Annotated in this window: 24 protein-coding genes; 20 read left to right on the top strand and 4 right to left on the bottom strand. The window is 75.4% G+C overall.

Annotated elements, in window-relative coordinates; genetic code table 11:
• Window positions 1-119 precede the first annotated feature (119 nt).
• The 8 genes from ACI79Z_RS21965 (at window position 120) to ACI79Z_RS21930 (ending at window position 8,477) form a co-directional block, all read left to right on the top strand.
• The gene (locus ACI79Z_RS21965; protein WP_456904035.1) at window positions 120-272 is read left to right on the top strand and encodes a hypothetical protein; all 153 of its coding nucleotides are present in this window, start codon (window positions 120-122) and stop codon (window positions 270-272) included.
• Window positions 273-420: 148 nt separating this feature from the next.
• Window positions 421-834, top strand: a complete 414-nt coding sequence (locus ACI79Z_RS21960) for a helix-turn-helix domain-containing protein (protein WP_456904033.1) — start codon at window positions 421-423, stop codon at window positions 832-834.
• 130 nt (window positions 835-964) lie between these two features.
• Entirely contained in the window at window positions 965-2,194 is a 1,230-nt protein-coding gene (locus ACI79Z_RS21955) for a DUF4032 domain-containing protein (RefSeq protein ID WP_387993725.1), read from the top strand.
• A 226-nt stretch (window positions 2,195-2,420) separates the two neighbouring features.
• Window positions 2,421-3,674, top strand: a complete 1,254-nt coding sequence (locus ACI79Z_RS21950; RefSeq protein WP_387993722.1) for an extracellular solute-binding protein — start codon at window positions 2,421-2,423, stop codon at window positions 3,672-3,674.
• The gene (locus ACI79Z_RS21945; RefSeq protein WP_387993719.1) at window positions 3,671-4,633 is read left to right on the top strand and encodes a carbohydrate ABC transporter permease; all 963 of its coding nucleotides are present in this window, start codon (window positions 3,671-3,673) and stop codon (window positions 4,631-4,633) included. The genes ACI79Z_RS21950 and ACI79Z_RS21945 overlap by 4 nt, the downstream gene beginning before the upstream one ends.
• Window positions 4,633-5,466 (top strand): carbohydrate ABC transporter permease, encoded by an 834-nt coding sequence (locus ACI79Z_RS21940; protein ID WP_387993717.1) that lies wholly within the window; start codon window positions 4,633-4,635, stop codon window positions 5,464-5,466. Before ACI79Z_RS21945 ends, ACI79Z_RS21940 begins: the two co-directional genes overlap by 1 nt.
• 48 nt (window positions 5,467-5,514) lie before the next feature.
• Window positions 5,515-6,837, top strand: coding sequence for an ABC transporter ATP-binding protein (locus ACI79Z_RS21935; RefSeq protein ID WP_387993714.1), 1,323 nt, complete (start codon window positions 5,515-5,517; stop codon window positions 6,835-6,837).
• A 20-nt stretch (window positions 6,838-6,857) separates the two neighbouring features.
• Window positions 6,858-8,477 carry a glycoside hydrolase family 13 protein gene (locus ACI79Z_RS21930; RefSeq protein ID WP_456904029.1) on the top strand — a complete coding sequence of 540 codons (1,620 nt, stop codon included), beginning with the start codon at window positions 6,858-6,860 and terminating at the stop codon, window positions 8,475-8,477.
• 5 nt (window positions 8,478-8,482) lie between these two features.
• On the opposite strand, the gene ACI79Z_RS21925 is transcribed toward ACI79Z_RS21930, so the two are convergent.
• A complete protein-coding gene (locus ACI79Z_RS21925) occupies window positions 8,483-9,493 on the bottom strand; it encodes a PfkB family carbohydrate kinase (RefSeq protein WP_456904027.1) in 1,011 nt (336 codons plus the stop codon).
• Between the two features lie 195 nt (window positions 9,494-9,688).
• Between ACI79Z_RS21925 and ACI79Z_RS21920 the strand changes: the two genes are divergently transcribed.
• Entirely contained in the window at window positions 9,689-10,519 is an 831-nt protein-coding gene (locus tag ACI79Z_RS21920) for a PspA/IM30 family protein (RefSeq protein WP_387993706.1), read from the top strand.
• A 51-nt stretch (window positions 10,520-10,570) separates the two neighbouring features.
• Here ACI79Z_RS21920 and ACI79Z_RS21915 read toward each other — a convergent pair whose 3' ends face one another.
• Window positions 10,571-11,425 carry a DNA-formamidopyrimidine glycosylase family protein gene (locus ACI79Z_RS21915; RefSeq protein ID WP_387993704.1) on the bottom strand — a complete coding sequence of 285 codons (855 nt, stop codon included), beginning with the start codon at window positions 11,423-11,425 and terminating at the stop codon, window positions 10,571-10,573.
• A gap of 158 nt (window positions 11,426-11,583) precedes the next feature.
• On the opposite strand from ACI79Z_RS21915, the gene ACI79Z_RS21910 reads away from it, so the two are divergent.
• Window positions 11,584-12,168, top strand: a complete 585-nt coding sequence (locus ACI79Z_RS21910; RefSeq protein WP_387993701.1) for an antibiotic biosynthesis monooxygenase — start codon at window positions 11,584-11,586, stop codon at window positions 12,166-12,168.
• 73 nt (window positions 12,169-12,241) lie between these two features.
• Here ACI79Z_RS21910 and ACI79Z_RS21905 read toward each other — a convergent pair whose 3' ends face one another.
• Together ACI79Z_RS21905 and ACI79Z_RS21900 are read right to left on the bottom strand one after the other, a co-directional pair.
• Entirely contained in the window at window positions 12,242-13,105 is an 864-nt protein-coding gene (locus ACI79Z_RS21905) for a cold shock domain-containing protein (protein WP_456904024.1), read from the bottom strand.
• 69 nt (window positions 13,106-13,174) lie between these two features.
• Entirely contained in the window at window positions 13,175-17,791 is a 4,617-nt protein-coding gene (locus ACI79Z_RS21900; RefSeq protein ID WP_387993699.1) for an ATP-dependent helicase, read from the bottom strand.
• Between the two features lie 103 nt (window positions 17,792-17,894).
• Between ACI79Z_RS21900 and ACI79Z_RS21895 the strand changes: the two genes are divergently transcribed.
• The 10 genes from ACI79Z_RS21895 to recA all read left to right on the top strand — a co-directional run bounded on the left by ACI79Z_RS21895 (window position 17,895) and on the right by recA (window position 26,812).
• Window positions 17,895-19,040 (top strand): acyl-CoA dehydrogenase family protein, encoded by a 1,146-nt coding sequence (locus tag ACI79Z_RS21895; protein WP_456904022.1) that lies wholly within the window; start codon window positions 17,895-17,897, stop codon window positions 19,038-19,040.
• Window positions 19,037-20,287, top strand: coding sequence for an MFS transporter (locus tag ACI79Z_RS21890; protein ID WP_456904020.1), 1,251 nt, complete (start codon window positions 19,037-19,039; stop codon window positions 20,285-20,287). Before ACI79Z_RS21895 ends, ACI79Z_RS21890 begins: the two co-directional genes overlap by 4 nt.
• Window positions 20,288-20,468: 181 nt before the next feature.
• Window positions 20,469-20,930, top strand: coding sequence for a MarR family winged helix-turn-helix transcriptional regulator (locus tag ACI79Z_RS21885; protein ID WP_387993691.1), 462 nt, complete (start codon window positions 20,469-20,471; stop codon window positions 20,928-20,930).
• On the top strand, window positions 20,927-21,568 hold the full coding sequence (locus ACI79Z_RS21880) for a hypothetical protein (RefSeq protein ID WP_387993689.1): 642 nt from the start codon (window positions 20,927-20,929) through the stop codon (window positions 21,566-21,568). Before ACI79Z_RS21885 ends, ACI79Z_RS21880 begins: the two co-directional genes overlap by 4 nt.
• A gap of 10 nt (window positions 21,569-21,578) precedes the next feature.
• The gene (locus ACI79Z_RS21875) at window positions 21,579-21,773 is read left to right on the top strand and encodes a DUF3046 domain-containing protein (protein WP_387993686.1); all 195 of its coding nucleotides are present in this window, start codon (window positions 21,579-21,581) and stop codon (window positions 21,771-21,773) included.
• A gap of 96 nt (window positions 21,774-21,869) precedes the next feature.
• A complete protein-coding gene (locus tag ACI79Z_RS21870) occupies window positions 21,870-22,793 on the top strand; it encodes an ATP-binding cassette domain-containing protein (RefSeq protein ID WP_456904017.1) in 924 nt (307 codons plus the stop codon).
• A complete protein-coding gene (locus ACI79Z_RS21865; protein ID WP_456904015.1) occupies window positions 22,790-23,719 on the top strand; it encodes an ABC transporter permease subunit in 930 nt (309 codons plus the stop codon). The genes ACI79Z_RS21870 and ACI79Z_RS21865 overlap by 4 nt, the downstream gene beginning before the upstream one ends.
• A 38-nt stretch (window positions 23,720-23,757) precedes the next feature.
• Window positions 23,758-24,942 carry a sensor histidine kinase gene (locus ACI79Z_RS21860; RefSeq protein WP_387993678.1) on the top strand — a complete coding sequence of 395 codons (1,185 nt, stop codon included), beginning with the start codon at window positions 23,758-23,760 and terminating at the stop codon, window positions 24,940-24,942.
• Window positions 24,939-25,586, top strand: a complete 648-nt coding sequence (locus tag ACI79Z_RS21855) for a response regulator (protein WP_387993676.1) — start codon at window positions 24,939-24,941, stop codon at window positions 25,584-25,586. Before ACI79Z_RS21860 ends, ACI79Z_RS21855 begins: the two co-directional genes overlap by 4 nt.
• A 194-nt stretch (window positions 25,587-25,780) precedes the next feature.
• On the top strand, window positions 25,781-26,812 hold the full coding sequence (recA, locus tag ACI79Z_RS21850; RefSeq protein WP_387993673.1) for a recombinase RecA: 1,032 nt from the start codon (window positions 25,781-25,783) through the stop codon (window positions 26,810-26,812).
• The last annotated feature ends 168 nt before the right edge of the window (window positions 26,813-26,980 follow it).

Here is a 26,980-nt window from a genome sequence, read left to right as displayed (position 1 = left end):
CCCCCGGCCCCCCCCCCCCCGCCCGTCGGGCCCCCCCCCCCCCCCACGCCCCCCCCCCCCCCCCCGCCCCCCCCCCCCCCCCCCCCCCCCCCCCCCCCCCCCCCCCCCGCTGGTGGGTCATGGCGGCCGCGGTCGCGCTCACGCTGGTCACGGGCCTCGACTACGTCTACCGGGCGCTCACCCTGCGCCGCTCCAGTGCCCGGGCCGTGCGCGCCGCCGCCGCGCGGCGTGCCGCCGGGCCCACCGGCTCGGTCACCGACACCGCGGCGTAGTCGCCGGGAAGGCCGCGCCCGCCTGCGGTGTTACGCCATGAGCGGACGCGTCCGCGCCGGCTCGGTCCCGGGTGGGCGGGCCGCGTACCGTGGGCGCACGGCACCCGGGGGTGCCGCCGCTCTTCCCTCTGCCAGACAGGAGACGGCCATGACGCTGCTGCGCACCCAGCTCGGGCGGACCCTGCGCGGTCACCGGCTGCAGCAGCGGCGCACGCTGCGTGACGTCTCCGGTGCCGCCCGGGTGAGCCTGGGCTACCTCTCCGAGGTGGAGCGCGGGCAGAAGGAGGCCTCCTCCGAGCTGCTCGCCTCCATCTGCGACGCCCTCGACGTCGAGCTCGCCGACCTGCTCGCCGAGGTCAGCTCCGGCCTGCGGGGTGCCGACACCCGCGTCCGCCCGCTGGCGCCCACCGGCACCGCCCCCGCCGGGGAGGCCGCGGACGAGCCGGCCGCCGCGTCGGCGCCCGCCGCCGAGGCCGCGCCCGCCGCCGAGCCCGCGCTCGCGCTGGTCGGCGCCGGGGCGCCGGCCCGCGCCGGGCTGCGGGCCGTCTCGCTCGCCGCGTAGCCGCCCACGGCGGGGGGTGAGCCGCCCCGCCGTGGTGCCGGGCGTCGCGCCGCCGGGCGTGGCAGGGTGACCACGGGGGGACCGCCCACCGCCGGGCGGTCGGCTGCTCCGGGCACAGACGGAGGTCGCCGTGCGGTACCTGTTCCGGCCACCGGGGACCGAGGGTGCCCGGCTGCTCTCCCTGCCCTGGCACCAGCCGCTGGAGGAGTGGGACCCGGACCTGCTGCTCGAGGTCCCGCAGCGCGGCATCTCCCGGCACGTCGTCCGCTTCGTCGCCGAGCAGGGGCAGGTCTTCGCCCTCAAGGAGATCGCCGAGCCGCTGGCGCGGCACGAGTACGCGCTGCTCGGCGAGTTCGAGGAGGAGGGCCTGCCGGCGGTCTCGGTGCTCGGCGTCTGCGTGGACCGGCCCGGCGGCCAGGACGCGATCCTGGTGACCCGGTACCTCGAGTACTCGATGTCCTACCGCTACCTGTTCTCGCGGCCCAGCGCCCGGCAGTCGGTGGACCAGCTCATGGACACCATGGTGGTGCTGCTCGTGCGGCTGCACCTGGCCGGCGTCTTCTGGGGTGACTGCTCGCTGTCCAACACCCTGTTCCGGCTGGACGCCGGGGCGCTGGCCGCGCACCTGGTCGACGCCGAGACCGCCGAGCGGCACCCGCAGCTGTCCCGCGGCCAGCGCCACTACGACCTCGACCTCGCGCGCGAGCGGGTCGGCGCGGAGCTGCTGGACCTGCAGTTCGGCGAGCTCCTGCCCGAGGGCGTGGACCCCATCGAGGTGGCCGAGAGCCTGCCCCTCCGCTACGAACGGCTGTGGGACGAGGTCACGCGCGAGGAGGTCTTCCACCCCGACGAGCAGCGCTACCGGGTGGCCGAGCGGCTGCGACGGCTCAACGACCTCGGGTTCGACGTCGGCGAGGTCGAGCTCGTCACCTCCGACGAGGGCGCCCGGCTCCGGGTCGAGACGCGGGTCTCCTCCCCGGGCCAGCACCGGCGGGAGCTGTTCCGGCTCACCGGCCTGGAGGTGCAGGAGAACCAGGCCCGCCGGCTGCTCAACGACCTGCGCTCCTACCGCGCCTACCTCGAGCAGAGGACGGGCCGGCCGGTGCCGCAGGCCGAGGCCAGCACCCGCTGGCTGACCGAGGTTTACCAGCCGGTCGTCGACGCGGTCCCGAAGGAGCTCGCCGGGCGCCTGGCGCCGGCCGAGGTGTTCCACGAGGTGCTCGAGCACCGGTGGTTCCTGTCCGAGCAGGCCGGCCGCGACGTCGGGGCGACGAAGGCCACGCGGTCCTACATCGACAACGTCCTCTCCCGGACCCCCGAGGAGATCACCACGCCGTCGGTCATCGCCCGCCGGACCTGAGGCGGACCCCGCCCCTCCCGCAGGTCACGGCCGGTTAACGGCCGGGTTGCGCGCTCCTGTGATCAGGGCCACGGTACGAGCACGCGGTGATCGTCGGTGCTCGCCGAAACGGAGGCGATGAGTCTTGTCCATCGCAGGAGGACGGATCCCGGAGACCGGAGCGGACCGGCCACCCCGGAGCCGGCGCAGACGGCGCCGTGCACTGGGCAGCGCGGCCACCGCCGCCGTGGTCGCGTCCACGCTGGCCGCCTGCGGTGGCGGCGGGGGAGACAGTGCGACCCCGACCCTGACCTGGTACATCAACCCCGACTCCGGCGGCCAGGCGACGATCGCCGAGCGCTGCTCCGAGGAGTCGAACGGGGCCTACCAGATCGAGGTGTCCCAGCTCCCCCGTGACTCGCCCGCCCAGCGCGAGCAGCTGGTCCGCCGGCTGGCGGCCGAGGACAGGTCGATCGACCTCATGAGCCTCGACGTCGTCTTCCCGCCGGAGTTCGCCCAGGCGGGCTTCCTGGCCCCCGTCCCGGAGGACGTCGCGCAGGAGGTCACCGAGGGCGTGTTCCAGGGTGCGGTGGACTCCGCCACGTGGGACGGCGAGCTCGTCGCGGTCCCCTTCTGGTCCAACACCCAGCTCCTCTGGTACCGGAAGTCGGTGGCCGAGGCCGCGGGTCTCGACATGACCCAGCCGGTGACCTGGGACCAGCTGATCGAGGCCGCGGAGGGCCAGGACAAGCTCCTCAGCGCCCAGGGGCGGCGGTCGGAGTCCCTGATGGTGTGGTTCAACGCGCTCCTGGAGTCCGCCGGTGGCCAGTACATCGTCGAGAGCGGGGACAGCCCCGAGAGCATCGAGTTCGGTCTCGCCACCCCCGAGGCCGACCGCGCCGCCGAGGTGATGGCCGCCGTCGCCAACTCCTCCGCGGTCGGCGCCGGCTTCACCACGTCCAACGAGGACACCAACGCGAGCGAGTTCGAGAGCGCCGACGCCGGCTTCATGGTCAACTGGCCGTTCGTCTACGCCCAGGCCCTCAGCAAGGTCGAGGCCGGGACGCTGGACCAGTCGGTGCCCGACGACTACGGCTGGGCGCTGTACCCCGCCGTCGACGAGGGCACGCCGAGCGCGCCGCCCCTCGGCGGGATCGACATCGCCGTGTCGGCGTTCAGCCGGTACCCCGACCTCGCCTACGAGGCGGTCACCTGCATCGTCCAGGACGAGAACCAGGCCGAGTACATGGTGACCAACGGCAACCCGGCGTCGTCGGTCGCGGTCTACGACGACCCCGAGGTGCAGGAGGCCTACCCGATGGCCGACACCATCCGCGAGTCCCTGGAGCTGGCGGCGTCCCGCCCGCTCACGGCCTACTACAGCGAGGTCCTGGGGTCCTTCCTCCGCGAGTTCCACCCGCCGGGCTCGGTCGACGACCAGACCGGTGAGCGCACGGAGACCCTCACCCAGGCCATCCTGTCAGGGGAGCAGCTGCTATGAGTCAGACGACGCTGCCGCCGGTCGAGAAGACCCAACCCGTCTCGGCGCCCCGCGGCACGATCAGCGACCGGTCCCGGGCCGAGCGCAAGCTCGGCTGGATCCTGGCCGGCCCGGCCTTCGTGGTCATGCTGCTGGTGACCGCGTACCCGATCATCCAGGCGGTCTACTACTCGCTGTTCAACTACCGGCTCACCGACCCCGAGAACCGGTCCTTCGACGGCCTCGGCAACTACTGGGTGATCCTCACCGACGGCGTGTGGTGGCAGTCCATCCTCGTCACCGTGATCATCACGGTGGTCACGGTGGCCGTCGAGCTGGTGCTCGGCTTCGCCCTGGCCCTGGTGATGGCCAAGGCCCTCTCGTCGATCCGCCCGGTGGTCCGGGCCGCCATCCTGATCCCCTACGCGGTGATCACGGTCGTGTCGGCCTACGCCTGGGCGTTCGCCTTCCGGATCAACACCGGCTTCGTCAACAGCTGGTTCGCCTGGCTGCCGGGCGTCAGCGACACCACCGACTGGTTCGGCGGCCAGGGCTCCTCGCTGTTCGTGATCTGCCTGGCCGAGATCTGGAAGACGACCCCGTTCATCTCGCTGCTGCTCCTGGCGGGCCTGGCCCAGGTCCCGGAGGTGCTGCAGGAGGCGGCCAAGGTCGACGGCGCCACCTGGTGGCAGCGGATGTGGCGGGTCACCATCCCCAACATGAAGGCCGCCATCATGGTGGCGCTGCTGTTCCGGACCCTGGACGCGTTCCGGATCTTCGACAGCATCTTCATCATGACCGCCGGCGCGAACAACACCGAGTCGGTCTCGTTCCTCGCCTACCGGCAGACGATCTCCCGGGTGGAGATCGGCCTCGGCTCGGCCGTCTCCGTGCTGCTCTTCCTGTCGGTGGTGCTCATCGCCTTCAGCTTCATCAAGGGATTCCGGGTCGACCTGGCCCAGGCACGAGGGGAGCGCTGATGTCGACCAAGGAGAAGACCTGGTGGTGGATCGGCGGCGCCCTGATCGTCGTCTACTGCCTGTTCCCGATCGCCTGGATCGTCTCGCTGTCGTTCAAGACGACGGCGGACCTCGCGAACAAGCAGTTCCTGCCGTCGGCCTGGACGTGGGAGAACTACTCGACGATCCTCACCGGCTCGGGGAGTGACCTGTTCCTGCCGGCGCTGCGCAACTCGTTCGGGATCTGCCTGATCGCGACGTTCATCTCGTGCCTGCTGTCGATGTTCGCCGCCTACGCGATCGCCCGGCTGGACTTCCCGGGCAAGCGGCTCATCCTCGGCACCGCGCTGGCCGTGGCGATCTTCCCGGTGATCTCGATCGTCACGCCGCTGTTCAACCTGTGGCGGCAGATCGGGCTGTACGACACCTGGCCCGGCCTGATCATCCCCTACCTGTCGCTGACCCTGCCGATCTCCATCTGGACCATGTCGGCGTTCTTCCGGGAGATCCCCTGGGAGATGGAGCAGGCGGCCCAGGTCGACGGCGCGACCACCTGGCAGGCGTTCCGCAAGGTGATCGTCCCGCTCGCCGCACCCGGGGTGTTCACCACGGCCATCATCGCCTTCTTCATCGCCTGGAACGACTTCGCGTACGGCATCTCGCTCACCTCGACGAACGCCGCCCGCCCCGTCCCGGCCGCGCTCGGCCTGTTCTCCGGCGCGACCCAGTTCCAGGACCCCACGGGCGCCATCGCCGCGGCGGCGGTGATCGTCACCATCCCCGTCGTCGTCCTGGTGCTCCTGTTCCAGCGGCGCATCGTCGCCGGTCTCACCAACGGTGCGGTCAAGGGCTGACCCGGCCGTGCCCCCCATCCCGCCGACCCATCGAGGGGACGAGATCTGATGGCCTCCATCGAGATGAAGAACATCGTCAAGCAGTACGGGGACGGCTATCCGGCCGTGAACGACGTCAGCCTGGACATCGCGGACGGCGAGTTCATGATCCTGGTCGGCCCGTCCGGCTGCGGGAAGTCGACGCTGCTGCGGATGATCGTCGGGCTCGAGGACATCACCAGCGGCGACATGCTCATCGGCGGCAAGCGCGTCAACGAGCTGGCGCCGCGCGAGCGCAACCTGTCGATGGTCTTCCAGAACTACGCGCTGTACCCGCACATGACGGTGTTCGAGAACATCGCCTTCCCGCTGCGGCTGTCCAAGACGCCCGACGACGAGGTGCGGCGCCGGGTGAACGAGGCCGCCGAGGTGCTCGAGCTGCGCGAGCACCTCGAGCGCAAGCCGGCCAACCTCTCCGGTGGTCAGCGGCAGCGCGTCGCGATGGGGCGGGCCATCGTGCGCCAGGCCGAGGCGTTCCTCTTCGACGAGCCGCTGTCCAACCTCGACGCCAAGCTGCGCGGCCAGATGCGCACCGAGATCAGCCGGCTGCAGCGCCGGCTGGGCATCACGACCGTCTACGTCACCCACGACCAGACCGAGGCGATGACCCTCGGCGACCGGGTCTGCGTCCTGCGCAAGGGCAAGATCCAGCAGGTCGCCTCGCCGCGGGAGCTCTACGAGCAGCCGGTCAACCTCTTCGTCGCGGGGTTCATCGGCTCCCCGCCGATGAACTTCCTCCCGGCGACGCTGCAGGGCAACGCGCTGCAGACGCCGTTCGGGTCGGTGGAGCTCGACGAGCGCCGCGTCGCCGCCGTGCGGGGCCGCGACCTGCTGCTGGTCGGCATCCGGCCGGAGTACTTCGAGGACGCCTCGCTGGTCGACGAGGCCAAGCGGCCGTACGGGTCGGTCTTCCGCGCCCGCGTCGACGTGACGGAGTGGCTCGGGGACTCGCAGTACGCCTACATCCCCTACGAGGCGCCGGAGGCGATCACCAGCCAGCTGCGCGACCTGTCCCGGGAGCTGGACTCCGAGGAGCTGCGCACCCAGGCGATCGTGTCGATCGACGCGACCAGCCGCATCCGCGAGGGCCGGGACGCGGAGTTCTGGCTCGACAGCCGGAAGATCCACGTCTTCGACCCGCAGACGGGTGAGAACCTGACCCGCGACGCCGAGGCCGGCGCCCGGCTCACCCAGCTCGCCGAGGAGGACAGGGTCGAGCAGGTGCAGGACGCGCAGGCCACCGGGCAGACCGTCGGCTCCAGTGTCATCTCCGGGACCACCGGGCCGTCCGGGACCTCCGGGTCGTCCGGGGCCCACCGGGCCGGCGCCTGAGGGAGGACCGGACCCTCCTCGTGGACCACCGCCGTCGCCCGTGGTGGCGGACGGCGGTGGTCTACGAGGTCTACCTGCGCAGCTTCGCGGACGGGACCGGGGACGGGCTGGGCGACGTGCCCGGCCTGCGCGGTCGGCTGCCGTACCTGGCCGACCTCGGCGTCGACGCCCTGTGGGTCACCCCCTGGTACCCCTCGCCCATGGCCGACGGCGGGTACGACGTCGCGGACCACCGTGACGTCGACCCGCGCTTCGGCACCCTGGCCGACGTCGACGCGCTGCTGGACGACGCGCACGCGCTCGGGCTGCGCGTCGTCGTCGACCTGGTCGCCAACCACACCTCGGCCGAGCACCCGTGGTTCCGGGCCGCCCTCGCCGGGGGACCGGCGACGCCGGAGCGGGCGCGCTACTTCTTCCGGGACGGCCGCGCGGGCGGCACGGAGCCGCCCAACGACTGGATCAGCGCGTTCGGCGGGCCGGCGTGGACCCGGGTCCCCGACGGCCAGTGGTACCTGCACCTGTTCGCCCCCGAGCAGCCCGACCTGGACTGGACGTCGCCGGACGTGCAGGAGGAGTTCGACGGCATCGTGCGGTTCTGGCTCGACCGCGGGGTGGACGGGATCCGCGTCGACGCGGCGCCGGCGATGGCCAAGGTGCCCGGCCTGCCCGACGCCGGGCACGGCCCCGGCGCGGTCTTCGCCAGCACCGAGTGGGTGGACAACCCGCACTGGGACGTCGACGAGGTGCACGAGGTCTTCCGCCGCTGGCGGCGCATCGGCGACACCTACGACGGCGACCGGCTGTTCGTCTCCGAGGCCGTGGTCAACGGGCCCGAGCGGCTGGCCCGCTACGTGCGCCCGGACGAGTTGCACACCACCTTCAACTTCGACTACCTCAAGGCGCCCTGGGACGCCGCGGCCCTGCGCGCGGTGGTCGACGGCACCCTCGCGGCGCTCGCGCCGGTCGGCGCCCCCGCCACCTGGGTGCTGTCCAGCCACGACGAGACCCGGCACGTCACCCGCTTCGGCCGGGCACACAGCGGCGCCGCCGTCATGGGCTTCGACGCGGCCGGGCCCGCGGACCTCGCGCTGGGGCTGCGGCGGGCGCGCGCCGCGGCGCTGCTGACGCTCGCCCTCCCCGGCGGCGCGTACCTGTACCAGGGGGAGGAACTCGGCCTCCCCGAGGTCGAGGACCTGCCCGCCGACGCGCTGCAGGACCCCACCTGGGAGCGGTCCGGGCACACCGCGCGCGGCCGGGACGGCTGCCGGGTGCCCCTGCCGTGGTCGGGGGACCGGCCGCCCTTCGGCTTCGCGCCCGAGGGCGTCGCCCCGTGGCTGCCCCAGCCGGCGGCGTGGCGGGACCTCACCGTCGAGGCCCAGCGGGACGACCCGTCGTCCACGCTCACGCTGTACCGGGCGGCCCTGCGGCTGCGCCGCGAGCTCCTGGCCGAGGAGCCGCTGACCTGGCTGGACCTCGGCGCCGACGTCCTGGCCTTCGACCGCGGGTCGGCGCTGCGCTGCGTGGTCAACCTGTCCGCGGAGCCGGTCCCGCTGTCCGGGCTCGGGCGGGTGCTGCTCACCAGCGCCGGAGCCGGCGGCGACCTGCCGCCCGACACCGCCGCCTGGCTGGCGCCGGGGTAGGGGCGTCAGCCGCGGGCGGCGGCCAGCTCGGCGGCGGTGGGCGGGTCCGCGCCGACCCGCGTGCAGGTGAGCGCGGCGGCCAGCGCGGCGTCGTCGACCAGGCGCAGCAGGTCGTCGTCGGACAGCGCCTCCAGCGCCGCGCGGGAGGTGACCCCGGCGGCCAGCAGGCCGGCGAAGAACCCGGCCGCGAGGGTGTCCCCGGCGCCGACGGTGTCCGCGACGGTCACCCGCGGCGGCTCCCGGTGCAGCAGCGGCCGGCCCGGGCGGGCGATCCGCAGCGGCGCCCCGCCGTCGGTGAGCAGCACCAGCGCCGGCCCGCGGCCGGCCCACCGCTGCGCGGTGGCGTCGAGGTCGGCGGTGGCGTCGGGCTCCAGCCAGCCGAGGTCCTCGGCGCTGACCTTGACCAGGTCGGCGACGGCGACCAGCCGGTCGAGCCGGGCCCGGACGGCGCCGGGGTCGTTGCCCAGCGTGGCGCCGACCGGCCCGCCTGCCAGCATCGGGCGCAGGTTGGGGTCGACGCTGACCAGCGCGCGGCCGGTGAGCCGCTCGGCCAGCCGGGCGATCGCGTCGCACCCGGGCGGGGTCCAGCTCGAGATGGAGCCGACGTGCAGCACCGCCGTCGCCTCCGGGACGACGGCGGCCAGCTCCTCGTCGGTCCACTGCCAGTCAGCGGCGCCCTGCACGTGGAAGCCGTAGTCGGCGGACCCGTCCGGACCGAGCCCGACGACGGCGAGGCTCACCGGCTCGGTCGCGGGCACCATGCCGCGGGTGTCCACGCCGGACAGCTCCGCGTGGCGCCGCAGCGCCGGGGCCAGCGGGCCGGTGCCGAGGCGGGCCAGCAGCGCCACGGGGGCGCCCAGCCGCCCCGCGGCGACGGCCACGTTGAGCGCGTTGCCCCCCGGCCGCGCCACGTACTGCGGCGCGGTGCCCTCGGGACCGGCGTCGGCGTCCGGGACCGGCAGCAGGTCGACGACGAGCTCGCCGAGGACGGTGAGGGTGGGGACGGCGCTGTCCATCAGCCGACCCTAGCCCGGTCCGGCCCGGTCCTCCGGGGATCCCCGGACGGGGGACGCCGGCCGGGACCGGGGACGTCCCTGTTGGCCGGGACACCGGTCCTGCTGGGACGATGACGGGGAGAACCGCCGTGGCACCGCGGCGGTGCGGGAGCCAGGAGGCGGCGCGGGACCGCGCCGGAGCAGGAGGAGCCCAACATGCCCAACCCGATCGTCAAGCTCTGGCGGTACCTGACCGCGTCGGCCAACGCGCAGATCGACCAGCGGGCGGACCCGAAGATCCAGATCCAGCAGGCGATCGAGGCCGAGCAGCAGCGGCACCAGGCGCTGGCCAACCAGGCCGCCGCCGTCCTCGGCAACCAGCGGCAGCTCGAGATGCGGCTGAACCGGCAGCTCGGCGAGGTGGAGAAGCTGCAGGCCTCGGCCCGCCAGGCGCTGGTGCTGGCCGACCAGTCCCGCGGGCGCGGGGACGCGGCCAAGGCCGCCGAGTACGAGCAGGCCGCGCAGGCGTTCGCCACCCAGCTGGTCGCCGCGGAGCAGGCGATGGAGGACCTCAAGCGCAGCCACGACGAGGCGCTGCAGGCCGCCGAGCAGGCGCGCGGCGCGGTCGAGCAGAGCCGCATGCGGCTGCAGACGACGCTGGCCGAGCGCACCAAGCTCATGAGCCAGCTCGAGCAGGCCAAGATGCAGGAGCACGTGGCCGCCTCGATGCGCCAGGTGAACGAGCTGTCCGCGCCGGGCAACACCCCGAGCCTGGCCGAGGTCCGCGACAAGATCGAGGCCCGCTACGCCAACGCTCTCGGCCAGGCCGAGCTCGCGCAGACCTCCGTCGAGGGCCGCATGCTCGAGGTGCAGAAGGCGACCCTCGACGTCGCCGGCGCCTCCCGGCTGGAGCAGATCCGGGCGGCGATGGGCGGGCCGGCCGCCGTCGAGGGCGGCACCGGAGCGGCCGGGGCGATCGGCCCGGGGACGGCGTCGCCGTCGTTCGAGAAGACCGAGCAGGCCGCCCAGCGCCCCGAGAACGCCTAGGTCCTGACCGCCGCGGGCCCGGCTCCTCCGGGAGCCGGGCCCGCGGCGTCCCTAGTGGGCGTTGGCCAGCGGCGGCGGGCGGCCGGGCTCGCCGGTGCGGGCCGCCGGGTCGACGGGGGCGTCGGTGGCCTGGCAGGTCGGGCACCAGTAGGTGATCCGCTCCTGCAGGTCCGGGCCCTGGTCGCCGCGCAGGATCGGGGTGCCGCAGCGGTAGCAGGGCTTGTCCTTGCGGCCGTACACCCAGTGGTCGCGGCCGCGGCGCAGGTCGCCGGTGGTGCTCTGCTCGGGGCGGTCGCGGTTGGCCAGCATCAGGGTGCGGGTCCGGTCGACGAGCCCGGGGAGGTCCTCGACGTCGGCCACCCGCATCCACGGGTGCACGCCGCAGACGAACAGCCCCTCGACCTTGTAGAGGTTCCCCGGCCCGCACAGGTTCCGCTGGTCCAGGATCGCGACGCCGATCTGCTCGTCGGGGTGTGCCCGCAGCCGGCGCAGCGCCTCGTCGAGGTCCCAGTCCGGCCCGAGGACGTCGGGGCCGAGGTGGCCGACGACCTGCTCCTCGTCGGTGGTGCGGACCATCGTGACGTCGTGCAGCCGGTAGCCGACGCAGTCCCACCGGTCGGTCGCGAGGATCGCGCGGATGGAGAACGCCGGCCCGCCGTGCCAGCGCGCGCCCTTGCGGTAGATGTGCCAGCTGCCGTCCATGCGGTAGTGGGTGCGCAGGGTCCAGCCGTCGGTGAACCGGGTGAGCATGTGCTTGCCGCGGGGGACCACCTCGCGGACCGTGCGGCCCTTGAGGTCGGTGGCGGCCAGCTGCGGCACCCGCAGCTCGCCGCGGCGCAGCGTCTGGCCGGCCAGCGCGGTGTTCATGCGCTTGGCCGCCAGCCAGACGGTGTCTCCCTCGGGCACCTCCCCAGTGTCCCTGGTGACCGTGTCCTCGGCCCCCCGCAGGGGCCCGCCGCGAGCGTGCGAGCGGTGGGGGGCAGGGGGGCCTCCGACTGCTGGGCAGCGAGGGACGTCACCCCGGCGGCGGGAAGGGCGCGCCGGGTGCGGGCGCTGCAGCACGCGTGCAGCGACGTCCCGCCCCGGCCAGCTCCACGCCCGCGCACCTGACGACCGCCGGCGAGCCGGTCACCGTGACCGTCGCCCGTGACGTGCGGCCCGCCCAGCGCGAGGCGTTCGAGCGCTGGGCCGACGACGTCCTCGGCCAGGCCGCGGCCTTCCCGGGCAACCTGGGCACCAGCCTGCTGCGGCCCGGGCCGGGCTCCACCCGCTACCACCTGGTCTACCGCTTCGCCGACGGCGAGTCGCTGGCCCGCTGGGAGCGCTCGGCGCAGCGGCAGCAGGCGCTCGAGCGGGTCGAGCACCTCGCCGACGGCGCCGACTACGCCCGCGTCGCCGGGCTGGACAGCTTCTTCACCGCGCTCACCCCGCCGCGCCCGGGCCCGCGCTGGCGGCTCACCGTGCTGACGATCGCCGTGGTCTTCGCCATCACGCTCGCCTTCCAGCTGCTCGTGGCCCCGCACATCACGTCCTGGCCGCTGCCGGCGCGGCTGCTGCTGTCGGCGACCGTCGTCGTCGTGCTGCTCGGCCAGGTGGTCATGCCGCGGCTGTCGCGCTGGCTCGCCCCCTGGCTCCGCGGCCGCCGCTGAGGACCGTCGCGCAGCCGGGCGTCGGTGCTGGTGGAGGCCGCCCGCGGGGAGCGGGCGGCCCGCACCGGTCGACCTAGCCGAGCGGGCGGACGCCGCTGGCGCTGGTGCCGCGGGCGCCGGAGGTGCGGGTGAACGCGACCCGCTGGCCCTCCTCGAGCTCGCGGTAGCCGCCGTCGTCCTCGATCTCGGAGTAGTGCACGAAGACGTCGTCGCCGCCGTCGTCGGGGGTGATGAAGCCGAAGCCCTTCTCGGCGTTGAACCACTGCACGGTGCCCTCGGCGTCGCCGCCGGCGTCCCCGCCGCGCGGGGCGCGGGCCGGCCGCTGGTCCCGGCCACCGCGGTCGTCCCGGCGGTCGTCCCGGCGGTCGTCCCGGCGGTCGCGGGGCGCGGGGCGGTCGTAGCCGCCGCGGCGCGGGGCCGACGGCAGCAGCCGCACGGAGTCGGCCTGCAGGCCACGGCTGCCCTCGACCAGCTCGAACTCGACCCGGTCGCCCTCCTCGAGGTCGCCGCCGCGGGTCACCGCGGAGACGTGCACGAAGACGTCCTCGGGGACGATGAACCCGAAGCCGCGGTCGGCGTCGAAGCGCGCCACGGTGCCCTGGACGACGATGCCGCGAGGAGCCCGGCCCCGCCCCCGGTCGTCCCGGCCGCGGTCGTCCCGTCCCCGGTCGTCCCGTCCCCGGTCGTCCCGACCACCGCGGTCGTCGCGGCGGCCGCCGCGCGGGGCGCCGCCGGTCGGGCGCACCCGCTCGGCCTGCGGGCCGCGCGGCCCCTCGGTGGCGTCGTACTCGACGGGCTGGCCCTCGTCGAGGGTCCGGAAGCCACCGGTGTCCTCGATGGACGAGAAGTGGACGAAGACGTCGTCCCCGCCGTCCTGGGGCTCGATGAACCCGAAGCCCTTGTCCGCGTCGAACCAGCGGACCGTGCCGGCTGCCATGTCTGTATCCCTCGATCCCTCACGTACTGCGACGGTCCACGGTACGCGTCCGGGGCGGGCCGGCTCCCGTCAGCCGCGGAGACGCAGCCCGCGCGGGGTGGCCGCGAACCCGGCCGCCTGCAGCGCCGACGACAGCGGGGTGTCCTGGTGCACCGAGGCGCCGTCGGCCTTCTGCACCACCATCCGGCCCAGCGCCCCCGCCGCGACCGCGCCCGACAGCGCGGTGGCCGCCTCCTTGAGCGTCTGCTCGTCCTCGGTCCACGACAGCAGCGTCTTGCCGCCGCGCTCGACGTAGAGCACCAGCTCGCCGTCGACGAGGACCACCAGCGCCCCCGCCTTGCGCCCGGCGCGGTGCCCGGTGGCCCGCTTCCCACCGCCGGTGCCCTCGCCGACGTCGACGGCGACCTGCGCTGCCGACGACCCCGTGGACTCGCCGTCGGCGGAGCCGGTGCGGTCGGGCCAGGGGAGGGCGGCGCCGTAGACGTTGGCCGGGTCGGTGGCCGCGAGCACCACCGCGCCCTCGGGCGTGCGGTCGGGGACGGCGAACGCGCGCAGCCGGTCGACCGCGCCGACCGTGCCGAACTGCGCGGCGCCGAGGGTCTCGACGAAGTAGCCGCGCCGCGCCCGGTTGTTCTCCTCGAACGCGCGCAGCACCGGGTAGACCGCGGAGAACCCGCCGGGCACCTGCTCGGCCACGACCGCGCCGCGGGTCAGCACGCCGTGCCGCTCGAGCAGCGCCTCGGCCCGGGCGGTGGTGCGCCGGGTGGCGTTGGCCTCCCGGTCGGGCAGCCGCGACCAGCGGCCGGCGACCGTGGGCGGGCCGGTGCGGCTGGGCATCGCCGGGCGGCCCAGCCGGGTGCGGCCGTAGCGGGTGCGGTCCACGCGGGCGCGCGGCGGTGCCGGCGTCCGCTTGTGCGTGCCGCCGCCGGCCAGCCGCGTGCGCAGCGGGGCGAGGGTGTCGTTGGTGAGCAGCCCGGCCCACACCAGGTCCCAGACGACGTCGGCGAGCGCGGTGTCGTCGGTGGAGCCGACCAGGTCGGACAGGCCGCGGAAGAACACCGCCTGCCCGGCCGACAGCTGCTCGAGGACCGCGAACCCGACGCCGCCCTCCTCCGGCAACTCGACGGTGTCGGGCAGCAGCAGCGGGGCGAGGTCGGCGGGCACCAGGCTGATCCAGCCGTCCCCGCCGGGCAGCCCGCCGGCGCCGGCCCACAGCACCTCGCCGGCGCTGGTCAGCTCGTCGAGCATCGCGGGGGAGTAGTCGCGCACCCGGGTCGGGAGCACCAGCGTCTCCAGCGCGCTCGCCGGCACCAGCGCACCGGCCAGCTGCTCGACGACCGCGAGGACGCCGTCGACGCCGCGCATCCGGCTGCCCACCGACTGCCAGGCCGGCGTGAACCGGGCCAGCGTGCCGATCGGCACCGGCTCGACCTCCTGGCGCAGCCTGGCCAGGCTGCGCCGGCGCACCGAGCGCAGCACCTCGGCGTCGCACCACTCCTGCCCGGTGCCGCCGGGCCGGAACTCCCCGGTGACCAGCCGGCCGGTGCCGACCAGCCGCTGCAGGGTGGCGGTGACGACGGCGACGCCCAGCCCGAGCCGCGCGGCGACCTCGGCCGGCTGGAACGGGCCGTGGGTGCGGGCGTAGCGGCCGACGATGTCGCCCAGCGGGTCGGCGACCGGCTCGGTGAACGCCTCGGGCACGCCCACGGGCAGCGCGGTGCCCAGCGCGTCGCGCAGCCGGCCGGCGTCCTCGATGGCGACGTGCCGCTCCTCGCCGGCGATCCGCACGACGATCGCCCGCCGCGAGGCCACCAGCTCCTCCAGCCACTCCGCGGGGACGCCGCGCAGCGCCGCCTCGGCGGGGGTGAGGTCGCCCAGGCCCCGGAGCAGGTCGGAGGCGCCGTCGACGTCGCGGGGGTGCCGCTCGGCGGGCAGCCGCTGCAGCTCGCGCTCCACCTCGGCCAGCGCCTCGGCGTCGAGCAGCTCGCGCAGCTCGGAGCGGCCGAGCAGCTCGGCGAGCAGGCCGGTGTCCAGCGCCAGCGCCTGCGCGCGGCGCTCGGCCAGCGGGGCGTCGCCCTCGTAGAGGAACTGCCCGACGTAGCCGAACAGCAGCGACTGCGCGAACGGGCTCGCGGCCTGCGTCTGCACGTCGACCACCCGCACCCGCCGGGAGCGGACGTCGCGCATCAGCTCGACCAGTCCCGGCACGTCGTAGACGTCCTGCAGCACCTCGCGGGCGGCCTCGAGCGTGATGGGGAAGGACGAGAAGTCGCCGGCCACGCTGAGCAGCTGGGCGGCGCGCTGGCGCTGCTGCCACAGCGGCGTGCGGCGGCGCGGGTCGCGGCGGGGCAGCAGCAGCGCGCGGGCGGCGCACTCGCGGAAGCGGCTGGCGAACAGCGCGGAGCTGCCGACCTCGGCGGTCACCTCGCGCTCGACGTCGTCGGGGTCGAGGACGGCGAGGTCGGCCTCGGGCGGCTCGCCGGTGGTGTCGGGCAGCCGCAGCACGATGCCGTCGTCGGAGTGCATGGAGGCGACGTCGACGCCGTAGCGCTCACGCAGCCGGGCGGCGAGCACCAACGCCCACGGGGCGTTGACCTGCGCGCCGAAGGGGGAGTGGACGACCAGCCGCCAGTCGCCGAGCTCGTCGCGGAACCGCTCGACCAGCAGCGTGCGGTCGTCGGGGAGGTGGCCGGTGGCCGCCTTCTGCTCCGCGAGGTAGGCGAGCAGATTGGCCGCGCCCCAGTCGTCCAGGCCCGCGGCCTGCGCCCGCTCCCGGCCCCTGTCCGGCGTCGCCGACCCGACCTCGCGGAGGAACGCGCCGAGCGCCCGGCCCAGCTCCAGCGGCCGGCCGGGGGCGTCGCCGTGCCAGAACGGCATCTTCCCGGGCTGGCCGGGCGCGGGGGAGACGAGCACCCGGTCGTGGGTGATCTCCTCGATCCGCCACGACGACGAGCCGAGCAGGAACACGTCGCCGACCCGCGACTCGTAGACCATCTCCTCGTCGAGCTCGCCGACCCGGCGCCCGCCGGACCCCTCACCGCCGACGAGGAAGACGCCGAACAGCCCGCGGTCGGGGATGGTGCCGCCGCTGGTGACCGCCAGCCGCTGGGCGCCGCTGCGGGCGGTCAGGGTGTCGGTGACCCGGTCCCAGGTCAGCCGCGGCCGCAGCTCGGCGAACGCGTCGGAGGGGTAGCGGCCGGCCAGCATGTCGAGGACGGCGTGCAGCGCGGAGTCGGGCAGGCCGGAGAACGGCGCCGACCGGCGCAGCAGCGCACCGACCTCCTCGACCGTGCGCGGGCCCTCGGACACGATCGCCACGATCTGCTGGGCCAGCACGTCGAGCGGGTTGCGCAGGTAGCGGATCGACTCGATGGCGCCGGCCTTCATCCGCTCGGCGACCAGCGCGCACTGCACCAGGTCGCCGCGGAACTTGGGGAACAGCACGCCGCGGCTGACCGCGCCGACCTGGTGCCCGGCGCGGCCGACCCGCTGCAGGCCCGCGGCCACGGTGGGCGGCGCCTCCACCTGGACGACGAGGTCGACCGAGCCCATGTCGATGCCGAGCTCGAGCGACGACGTCGCGACCACCGCCGGCAGCCGCCCGGACTTCAGCGCCTCCTCGACGATCGCCCGCTGCTCCCGCGACACCGAGCCGTGGTGGGCCGCGGCGACCGGCTGCACGCCCTCGGGCACGCCGCCGCCGGAGCCGGCCTGCGCCATGAGCGCCGCGGCGTTGGTGCCGGGCGGGACGGCCTCACCGGTGGCCCGCTCGTAGGCCATCTCGTTGAGCCGGCTGGTGAGCCGCTCGGCCAGCCGCCGGGAGTTGGCGAACACGATCGTGCTGCGGTGCGCCTCGACCAGGTCGAGCACCCGCTCCTCGACCGCCGGCCAGATCGACGTCCGCGGCTGGTCCCCGGCCGCCGACCCCTCCAGCTCGCCGGTGGGCTGCCCCAGCTGGCTCATGTCCTCGACCGGGACGACCACCGACAGGTCCCACTCCTTGCCCGCCGGCGGCTGCACCACCCGCACCGGCCGGCCGCCGGCGAGGAAGGTGGCGACCTCCTCGATGGGGCGCACCGTGGCCGACAGGCCGATCCGCTGCGCGGGGCGGTCCAGCAGCTCGTCGAGCCGGTCGAGCGAGACGGCCATGTGCGCCCCGCGCTTGCTGTCGGCGACGGCGTGCACCTCGTCGACGATCACCGTCTCCACCCCGCGCAGCGCCTCCCGCGCCGAGCTGGTGAGCATGAGGAACAGCGACTCGGGCGTGGTGATGAGGATGTCGGTGGGCCGCCGGGTGAAGGCCCGCCGCTCGTCGGCCGGGGTGTCGCCGGAGCGGATGCCGACGGTGATCTCCGGGCGCGGCAGGCCCAGCCGCATGGCCGCCTGCCCGATGCCGGCCAGCGGGGCGCGCAGGTTGCGCTCGACGTCGACGGCCAGCGCCTTGAGCGGCGAGACGTAGAGGACGCGGCAGCGGCGGCTCTCGTCGGCCGGCGGCGTGCTGGTCAGCCGGTCCAGCGACCAGAGGAAGGCCGCCAGCGTCTTCCCGGACCCGGTGGGGGCGACGACGAGCGCGTGCTCGCCGCTGCTGATGGCGTCCCAGGCGCCGTCCTGGGCCGCCGTGGGCTCGGCGAAGGCGCCGGTGAACCAGGCCCGGGTGGGCGCGGAGAACCGGTCGAGAGCGGGCACGTGTCCAGTGTCCCCGCGGGTACGACAGTCCGCTGGCCTGCGCCGACGCCCGGAGCGGACGGCGTGCGCCCGGGCCGGGGTGGCGTACGGCACACTGCCCGCCATGCGCCACTCGCTCCACGAGGCCGAGCACGAGGACTTCCGGCAGACGGTCCGCACGTTCCTGGAGAAGAACGTCGCGCCGTTCCACGACCGGTGGGAGCGCGAGGGGATCGTCCCGCGCGACGTGTGGCTCGCCGGCGGTGAGCAGGGCCTGCTCGGGATGGACATCGAGGAGCGGTTCGGCGGCGGCGGGGTGCGGGACTTCCGCTACAACGCCGTCCTCGACGAGGAGGTCACCCGGATCGGCGCCAGCGGCCTGGGCTTCGGCCTGCACAACGACGTCGTCTCGCCCTACCTGCGCGACCTGTGCACCGAGGAGCAGGCGCAGCGCTGGCTGCCCGGCTTCTGCCGCGGCGAGCTGATCACCGCGATCGCGATGACCGAGCCGGGCACCGGCAGCGACCTGCAGTCGATCCGCACCACGGCCCACCGCGACGGCGACTCCTGGGTGCTCAGCGGCGCCAAGACCTTCATCACCAACGGCATCAACGCCGACCTGGTGATCGTGGTGGCGCGCACCGACCCCGACGCCCCCGGCGCCAAGGGCACCAGCCTGCTCGTCGTCGAGCGGGACATGCCCGGGTTTACCCGCGGCCGCAACCTCGACAAGGTCGGCCTCAAGGCGCAGGACACCGCCGAGCTGTTCTTCGACGAGGTGCGGGTGCCGGCGGAGAACCTGCTCGGCACGGAGAACCGCGGCTTCGCCCACCTCATGGAGAACCTGCCGCAGGAGCGGCTGTCGATCGCCGTGGGTGCGGTGGCCGCCTGCGAGACGGTGCTCGCCCGGACCCTCGAGTACGTGACCAGTCGGACCGCCTTCGGCCGGCCGGTCGGCAGCTTCCAGAACAGCCGGTTCGTCCTCGCCGAGCTGCACACCGAGACGACGGTCGCGCGGACGTTCGTCGACGAGTGCGTGCGGCAGCTGGGCACCGGCGAGCTGACCGCCGTCGACGCGGCGATGGCCAAGTACTGGACCAGCGAGCTGCAGAACAAGGTCGCCGACCGCTGCCTGCAGCTGCACGGCGGCTACGGCTACATGGACGAGTACCCGGTGTCCAAGGCCTGGCGCGACGCCCGGGTGCAGTCGATCTACGGCGGCACCAACGAGATCATGCGCGAGATCATCGGCCGGTCGCTGGGGCTGTGACGACGCAGGCGGCCGTCGACGTCGGCCGGGTGCAGCGGCGCAGCGTCGCCGTCCTCTCCGGCGCGGTCGCGCTCGGCGGCCTCGGCGTCACCGTCGGGATCACCGTCGGCGGGCTGCTCGCGCGGGAGGTGTCCGGCAGTGACGCCGCCGCGGGGCTCGGGCAGACGATGGGCGTGTTCGGCGCCGCGGTGCTCGCCGTCCCGCTCGCCCGGGTGTCCGACCGGGCCGGGCGGCGGGCGGGGCTGGCCGCCGGGTACGCCGTCGCCGTCGGCGGCGCGGTGGTCACCGTCGTCGCCGCGGCGCTGTCCTCGCTGCCGCTGCTGCTCGCCGGGCTGTTCGCCTTCGGCGCGGCGACCGCGTGCAGCCTGCAGGCGCGCTACGCCGCGGCCGACCTCGCCGTCCCCGAACGGCGCGGCCGCGCGCTGTCGCTGGTCGTCTGGGCGACCACGGTCGGCTCGGTCCTCGGCCCCAACCTCGCCGCGCCCGGCGCCGACCTCGGGCGCGCGCTCGGCCTGCCCGCGCTCGGAGGCGGCTTCGCCGTGTCCGCCGCCGTGTTCGCCGTCGTCACCGCCGGCCTGTGGCTCGCCCTGCGCCCGGACCCGCTGCTGCTGGCCCGCCGGCTCGCCGACGACGGCGGACCGGCGCCCGGCCGCCCGCGGCGGGCCACCCGGGGCGCGCTGGCCGCGGTGTGGGCCGACCCCGGCGGCCGGTTCGGCCTGGTCGCCGTCGTGGTCTCCCACGCGGTGATGGTCGGCGTCATGGTCATGACGCCGGTGCACATGGGTCACGCCGGCGGGCACGACGACGCGACGACGCTGCGGCTGGTGGGCGTGGTCATCAGCGTGCACGTGGCCGGCATGTACCTGTTCAGCCCGCTCGTCGGCTGGCTCGCCGACCGGGTGGGCCGGCGGGCGACGGTGGCGCTGGGCGGTGCGCTGCTCCTCGCCGCCGCGGGCGTGGCCGGGACGGCGCCGCCGGAGGCCGCCGGCCGGCTGGGCGTCGGCCTGCTGCTGCTCGGGCTGGGCTGGTCGTGCGGGCTGATCGCGGGCTCCACGCTGGTCACCGAGGCGGTGCCGGCGGAGGTGCGGCCCACCGCGCAGGGCGGCGCGGACCTGCTCATGGGCTTGGGCGCGGCGGTCGCCGGGGCCGTCGGCGGCCCGCTGCTGGCGCTGGGCGGCTTCGGCCTGGTTGCCGGGGTGTCCGCGGCGCTGGTGGTCCCGCTGGCGCTGGTCTGGCTGCGGCGCTGAGCGCTCGGCTGCTCAGTGGCCGCGCATGTTGCGCCACAGCATCACCAGCGTGATCAGCAGGCAGACCGCGATGCCGATCTCGAGGACGACGTCCCACGTCGCCGAGCCCGTGCTGGGGAACACGCCTCCAGCCTAGGCCGTCCTGTACCGTGAAGGCGGTTCACGGTGTAGGGGGTTCACGATGGTGGAGGCGCGGGTCGCGGCACTCGACCGGGTCCTGGAGGTCACCGTCCTGCTCGGGCGGGACATGGCGACGTCGCTGGCGGCCGAGGGGCTGACCGTCGCCCGCACGACGCTGCTGTGGCGGCTGCGCTCGGCCGGCCCTAGCACCCAGCGCGCGCTGGCCGACGCGCTCGGGGTCAGCGCCCGCAACGTCACGGGGCTGGTCGACGGGCTGGCCGCGGCCGGGCTGGTCACCCGCGAACCGCACCCCACCGACCGGCGGGCCACCCTGGTGACCCCCACCGCCCGCGCCGAGCGGCTGCTGGAGGAGATGGCGGCGGGGCAGGCGCAGCTCGCGGAGCAGCTGTTCGGCGGGTTGACGCCGGACCGCCTCGACGGGCTGGTGTCCGCCCTCGACGAGGTCCTCGACCGGCTGCGCGCCCTGGTCCCGGGAGGCGCGGCCGCGGGGGAGACCCCGTGACCGCCCGCGAGCTGGTGCGCCGTGCGGTGGCCTTCGAGCTTGGCACCTGGCGCAGCCTGTGGCGGTGGGTGCGCCGCCGTCCCGACGTGCCGGCCGGCGCCGACGCCTTCCCGTACGCCTCGGCGGCCGCGCCCGTGATGTGGACGTTCATCGTGCTGTCGGCGGTCGAGATCCCGCTGGTGGACTGGCTGCTGCCCTGGCCGTCGCTGCGCGTCGCGGTGGCGGTCCTCGGCGTCTACGGGCTGCTGTGGATGGTCGGGATGCTCGCCGGGCAGCGCGTGCACCCGCACACCGTCGACGCCGCGGGGCTGCGGGTGCGCAGCGGCTGGACCGTCGACGTCCGGGTGCCGTGGGAGGAGATCGCCGCCGCGCGCGTGCGGCGGCGCAGCGTCGAGGGCTCGCGCACGGTCGTCGTCGCGGAGGAGGGGGAGCGGCGCGCGGTGTCGGTCGCCGTCGTCGCCTCCACGCAGGTCGACGTCGAGCTGCGGACGCCGCTGGTGCTGCCGCTCGCCCGCACCGGCGGCCGCCCGGTGAGCGAGCTGCGGCTGGCCGCCGACGACCCGGCGGCGCTGGTCCGGCGGCTGCGGACGGGGATCGCCGACCACGCGGCCGCCACGGCCGGCGGGGACGCGCGCTAGCGTCGGGGACGTGCGCCTGCAGGAGTTCTGGTCCCGGCTGGAGACCCAGTTCGGGTCGATGCGGGCGGAGAGCGTCGCGCGCGACCACGTGTTCTCCGTGCTCGGGGGCCGCTCGGCGGTCGAGGCGATCGAGGCCGGGGTGCCGGTGCGCCGCGTGTGGCTGGCGATCTGCGAGGAGTACGACGTCCCCGCACGGGACCGCTGAGCCCGCCGGCGTACTCCGCGCGGAGTAGCCGCCCGCGCCGGGGTGCCTCCTGCCGGCCGACGCGCCGGGGCCGCCGCCGTCCCTAGCGTCGGCGGCGTGATCGAGATCCGCGGACTGACCAAGCGCTACGGCGATCGCACGGCCGTCGACGACCTCACCGTGACCATCCGCCCCGGCCGGGTGACCGGCTTCCTCGGCCCCAACGGCGCCGGGAAGTCGACGACGATGCGCGTCGTCGTCGGCCTCGACCGGCCGACCGCCGGCACCGTGCGGGTCGACGGCCGCCGCTACGCCGACCTCCCGGCCCCGCTGCGCGCCGTCGGTGCCCTGCTCGAGGCCCGCTCCGCCCACCCGGGGCGCACCGCGCGCGACCACCTGCGCCTCCTCGCGGCCACGGCCGGCCTGCCGCGGTCGCGGGTCGACGTCGTCCTCGACCTCGCCGGCCTGGCGTCGGTCGCCGACCGGCGGGTCGGCGGCTTCTCGCTCGGCATGGGCCAGCGCCTCGGCGTCGCGACGGCGCTGCTCGGCGACCCGGCCACCGTCGTGCTCGACGAGCCGGTCAACGGCCTGGACCCCGACGGGGTGCTGTGGATCCGCACCCTCACCCGGCAGCTGGCGGCCGAGGGGCGGACCGTGCTCGTCTCCTCCCACCTCATGAGCGAGATGGCGGTGACCGCCGACCACCTGGTCGTCCTCGGCCGGGGTCGGCTGGTGGCCGACGAGCCGGTCGCCGACGTCCTGCAGCGGGCCGGCGGCTCGTCGGTACGGGTCCGCAGCCCGCGCCCCGCCGCGCTCGCGCCGCTGCTGGCCGGCGACGGCGTCGTCCTCTCCTCGCCCGAGCACGGGTTGATCGAGGTGCAGGGGCTCTCGGCCGCCGAGATCGGCGACCGGGCCGGCCGCGCCGGCATCACGCTGCACGAGCTGACCCCCGTGTCGGCCTCCCTCGAGGAGGCGTTCATGGACCTGACCCGCGAGGACCAGGAGTACCGCACGGACGCCCGGCAGGAGGCCCTGGCATGAGCACCGGCACGGCGAGCACCGGCACGGCGAGCACCGGCACGGCGAGCACCGGCACGGCGAGCACCGGCACGGCGAGCACCGGCACGGCGGGCACCGGCACCCTCGACGCGCGCCGCCCCCTCGTGGGCCCCGCTCCGCCCCGACCGGCCGGGGGCGGCGTGCGCGGCCTGCTCGCCGGGCAGTGGGTCGCCGTCCGGTCGCTGCGGACCACCTGGTGGTTGCTCGGCGGAGCCGCGCTCGCCCTGGTCCTGTTCGGCCTGCTGTTCACCGCGACGGCGGAGTCGGGTGGACCCGCGGGGCGGGGCGGCCCGCCCGGCCTGGACCTGGCCGACCCGGTCGCCCTGAGCCTCGGCGGCCACAACCTCGCCGGGCTCGTGGTCGGGGTGCTGGGCGTCCTGCTGGTCACCGGCGAGTACACCAGCGGCGCCGTGCGGGTCGTCTTCGCCGCGGTCCCGCAGCGCTGGCCGGTGCTGCTGGCCCGTGCCGTCGTGCTCGCCGCCCTGGCCCTGGTGACCACGTGCCTGGCCGCTCTGGCCGCCTTCCTCGTCGGCCAGGCCGTGCTGGGCGACGCCGGGGTGTCCCTCACCGACGCCGGGGTGGCGCGCACCGTCCTCGGTGCCGCGCTGTACGTGACGGCGATCGGGCTGCTGGGTTACGGTCTGGGCTGGCTGCTGCGCTCCACCGGGGGCGCGATCGGCACGCTGTTCGCCGTCGTCTTCCTGCTGCCGGTGCTCGGCAGCCTGCTGCCCTCGAGCTGGGGCCCCGACGTCGTCCGGTGGCTGCCCGGACAGGCCGGGTCCAGCGTCGCGCAGCTCGTCACCGGACCCGACGAGCTCGCGCCGTGGACCGGCTTCGCGGTCCTCTGCGGCTACCTCGGGGTGCTGTTCGCGGCGGCGGTGGTGACGGTGCGCCGACGGGACGCGTGAGCTCCCGTCCCGGCCGCCGGGACGGCACGATGGCGCCCGTGGAGCCGGTGCGGGGGGCGGGCGGGTCGGTGGTGCGGACGGTGGGCCCGGTCGTCGGCGGCGCCCTCCTCTCCGTCGGCCCGCTCGTCCGCTTCGGTGGGCCGACCCCCGCCGAGGTCGCCGTCTCCCTCCTGCTCTGGGCGCTGGCGCTGGCCCGTGCCCGGGCACCGTTCGCCGCGCTCGTCGCCGGCGTGACGCTGGTGCTCGGCTGGTGGGCCTCGCACGGTCCGGAGCCCCGCGCCCTGCTGCCGGCCGGCGTCGTCGTGTGGTGGCTCCTGGTCTGGGTCGCCGACCGGTGTGAGCCGGTGCGCGTCGCCGCCGCCGTCGGGATCTGCCTGCTGGTCCCCCTGGCCGTGGGGGTCGCCGCGCTGGCCGGCCGCCCGGACGGCGCCGCCGTCGTCCCGCTCTCGGCGGTCACCGTGACCGCCGCCGTCGTCGGCCGCAGCCGGCGCACGCGCCGGGCCTACCTGCAGGCCCTGGAGGACCGCGCCGAGCGCGCCGAGCGGGAGCGGGACGCGCAGGCCCGCATCGCCGTCGTCGAGGAGCGCGCGCGGATCGCCCGCGACCTGCACGACGTCGTGGCCCACAACCTGTCGGTCATGACGGCGCTGGCCGACGGCGCCGGTTTCGCCCCCGGCACCGACCAGGCCCGCGCGGCCGTGGCGCAGATCGCCGCCACCGGCCGGGCGGCGCTCGCCGAGATGCACCGACTCGTGGGCGTGCTGCGCACCGACGGGGACCGGGCGGAGCTGACGCCGGCCCCCGGGCTGGCCGACGTCGGCACCGTCGTCGAGCAGGTGCGCGCCGCCGGCCTGCCCACGGTGCTCACCGTCGCCGGGGACCCGGTCCCGCTCACCGCCGGGGCCCAGCTCGCGGTCCACCGGCTGGTGCAGGAGGCGCTGACCAACGTGCTGCGCCACGCCCGCGGCGCCCGGTCGGCCACGGTGCGCCTGGACTGGCACCCGGCCGAGCTGACCGTCGAGGTCGTCGACGACGGCGCGCCCGCCGCGGCAGCCCCCGGCCGGGGCGGCCACGGCCTGGTGGGCATGCGCGAGCGCGTGACGGCGTGGGACGGGTCGGTCACCGCCGGGCCGCTGCCCGGGGGCGGCTGGCGGGTCGCGGCGGTCCTCCCGCTGGCGGCGGTGCGCGCTGGAGGGGACGGGTCCCCGGTGGCGGCCCCGTGACCACACGGGTCCTCCTCGTCGACGACGAGCCGCTGGTCCGCGTCGGCCTGTCGATGGTGCTGGAGTCGCAGGAGGACCTCACCGTCGTCGGCCAGGCGGGCGACGGCGCCGGGGCGGTCGCCCTGGCCCGCGAGCTGCGCCCCGACGTCGTCGTCATGGACGTGCGGATGCCCGGTGTCGACGGCGTCGAGGCGACCCGCCGCATCGTGGCCGAGGACCTGCCCAGCCGGGTCCTCGTGCTCACCACCTTCGACCTCGACGAGCACGCGTTCGCGGCGCTGCGGGCCGGCGCCAGCGCCTTCCTGCTCAAGAACGCCGAGCCGACCGAGCTGCTGCGCGCCGTCCGCGCCGTCGCCGCCGGGGACGCGGTGGTCTCCCCCCGGGTGACCCGCCGGCTGCTGGAGACCCTCGCCCACCGGCTGCCCGGCGGGACGCCGCCCGACCCCCGGGTCGCGCTGCTCACCGAGCGGGAGCTCGAGGTCCTGCGCGCGGTGGCCCGCGGGGAGTCCAACGCCGAGATCGCCGAGGCGCTGGTGCTGTCGGAGCTGACCGTGAAGACCCACGTCGCCCGGATCCTGGGCAAGCTGGAGGTGCGCGACCGCACCCAGGCGGCGGTGTTCGCACACACCCGCGGGCTGGTCTGACCCGACACCGGTCGGCGCCTGTCCGCGGTGCTCGACTCGAACACGTGTTCGCCCTACAGTGACGGGTGGGTCCACAGGGAGGTCGTCCCTCCACAGGTCGAGTCGGTCACCGGAAAGTGTCAGACCCCCGGCCTAGCGTTTCCCTCCGACACCGCATCGACTCCACGACACGCGACTTCCCGAAGGTGAGCACCATGGCAACGCTCGACCGCGACAAGGCCCTCGACATGGCCCTCGCCCAGATCGACAAGCAGTTCGGCAAGGGCTCGGTCATGCGCCTGGGCGACAGCACCGCGCAGGCGATCAAGGTCATCCCGACCGGCTCGATCGCCCTCGACATCGCGCTCGGCATCGGCGGCCTGCCCCGCGGCCGCATCATCGAGGTCTACGGCCCGGAGGCCTCCGGCAAGACCACGGTCGCCCTGCACGCGGTGGCCAACGCCCAGGCCGCCGGCGGCATCGCGGCCTTCATCGACGCCGAGCATGCGCTCGACCCGGAGTACGCCCGGGCCATCGGCGTCGACACCGACGCGCTGCTGGTCAGCCAGCCCGACACCGGTGAGCAGGCCCTCGAGATCGCCGACATGCTGATCCGCTCCGGCGCGCTCGACATCATCGTCATCGACTCCGTGGCGGCCCTCGTGCCCCGCGCCGAGATCGAGGGCGAGATGGGTGACAGCCACGTCGGTCTGCAGGCCCGCCTCATGAGCCAGGCGCTGCGGAAGATCACCGGTGCGCTGAACAACTCGGGCACCACCGCGATCTTCATCAACCAGCTGCGCGAGAAGGTCGGCATCGTCTACGGCTCGCCCGAGGTGACCACCGGTGGCCGCGCGCTGAAGTTCTACTCGTCGGTCCGCCTGGACGTCCGCCGGATCGAGACCCTCAAGCAGGGCACCGAGGCCGTCGGCAGCCGGGTCCGCGTCAAGGTCGTCAAGAACAAGGTCGCCGCGCCGTTCAAGCAGGCCGAGCTCGACCTGCTGTGGGGCGTCGGGTTCAGCCGCGAGGGCGGCCTCATCGACGCCGGCGTCGAGCAGGGCTTCATCCGCAAGTCCGGTGCCTGGTACACGTACGAGGGCGACCAGCTCGGCCAGGGCAAGGAGAACGTCCGCACGTTCCTCCGCGACAACCCCGACCTCGCCGACGAGATCGAGAAGAAGGTCAAGGAGAAGCTGGGCATCGGCCCGCAGGTCGACGCCCCGGCCGCTGACCCGGTCGACTTCTGAGCGACCTCGTGACCGGCTGGTCCGGCCCGGCTCCCGAGGAGGCCGGGCCCGAGCAGGCCGATCGCCCCGCAGGCCGCCGCGGCCGGGGTGCCCGCCAGCCGGGCTCCCCGGGCCGGGGTGGGCGCGGGCGGGGGGGGGGGGGGGGGGGGGGCCGCCCCCCCCCCCCCG

It is taken from the genome of Geodermatophilus sp. SYSU D00663 (assembly GCF_054050655.1).
This window is presented reverse-complemented; position numbering and strand designations above follow the sequence as displayed.